The following is an 854-nucleotide window of genomic DNA, read 5'->3' as shown; positions in this document are numbered from 1 at the left end:
GGCGATTATCGGGCCGAATGGTGCCGGCAAGTCGACTTTGTTGAATTGTATGCTTGATTTTTTGAAGCCCTTGAAAGGTGATGTGACCTTCTACGGCAAGGTATACAAGGACTATTACAAGAAAATCGCTTATGTACCCCAATCATCTTCGGTGAATTGGGACTTCCCAACAACGGTTTTAGATGTTGTTTTAATGGGACGGTATGTACATCAAGGCTTTTTCAAAAAGGTCAGCCAAGCAGATAAAGACCGGGCGCTTGATGCCTTAGCAAGTGTCAATATGGCTGACTACGCTGACCGGCAAATCGCTCAGCTTTCTGGTGGGCAACGGCAACGGGTTTTCTTAGCTCGGGCCATCTGCCAGGATGCGGACATTTACTTCTTGGATGAACCAATGAAGGGGATCGATATTAAGACGGAGAAACTTTTCGCAGAGATTATTAACCAATTTCAACGCGACGGAAAGACCGTTATTATCGTTCACCACGATTTGGCCACAGTCCGTGAGTACTTTGACCATGTCATTTTATTGAATAAGACAGTCATTGGCCAAGGTTCAGTTGCGGAAACCTTTAATGAAGCCAATATTGCAGCGGCATATGATCAAAGGATTGGTGAGATCTATGGCCATATTAACTGATTTCTCCTTTCAAATCGTCTTACTGGGGACAGTCGTCCTAGCTATGGCATCAGGTGTCGTCGGGACAGTCACTGTCCTTAGAGGGCAGAGTTTGATTGGGGATGCGATTGGTCACGCTACCTTTGCGGGTATCGTTATCGCCTTTATGCTTTTTCAATCAAAGAATACCCTGATTTTAACCCTGGGTGCTTTGGTTGCGGGTATGGTGGCCTTT

Annotated in this window: 2 protein-coding genes; both read left to right on the top strand. The window is 45.7% G+C overall.

Annotation, left to right across the window (positions count from 1 at the left end):
* Positions 1-640: metal ABC transporter ATP-binding protein (locus ACRCJ0_RS16375; RefSeq protein ID WP_431391223.1), on the top strand; the 640-nt coding region annotated here is incomplete at its 5' end.
* Positions 624-854 (top strand): metal ABC transporter permease (locus ACRCJ0_RS16370; protein WP_431391221.1); only part of this gene is annotated, 231 nt, incomplete at its 3' end. The genes ACRCJ0_RS16375 and ACRCJ0_RS16370, both read left to right, overlap by 17 nt.

Source organism: Aerococcus sp. L_32 (assembly GCF_050689315.1).
This window is presented reverse-complemented; position numbering and strand designations above follow the sequence as displayed.